Below are 225 nucleotides of genomic sequence, written 5' to 3' on the forward strand. Positions count from 1 at the left end.
CATCGCCACCATCGACGAAGGCGATGCTGCCCGTCGGGTCGGTGGTATCCACGGTGACGGCGCCCAGGTTCACGGCGTCGCTGACGTTGCCCGCGAGATCGGTCTGACGGATCTGCACAACGCCATCGGCATAGCTGCCTTCGTCCAGCGTGAAGGTGGTGCCAGTGCGTGCATCCCAGGTGGTGCCGCCGTCGAGGGAGACTTCCCAAGTGGCATCGGTCTCGA

General features: G+C 65.3%; 1 protein-coding gene. It reads right to left on the bottom strand.

All coding sequences use genetic code 11. The features are described from left to right. Positions 1-225: hypothetical protein (locus QD172_RS17320; RefSeq protein WP_279856368.1), on the bottom strand; the 225-nt coding region annotated here is incomplete at both ends.

It is taken from the genome of Cobetia sp. 10Alg 146, assembly GCF_029846385.1.
Lineage (GTDB): Bacteria > Pseudomonadota > Gammaproteobacteria > Pseudomonadales > Halomonadaceae > Cobetia > Cobetia marina.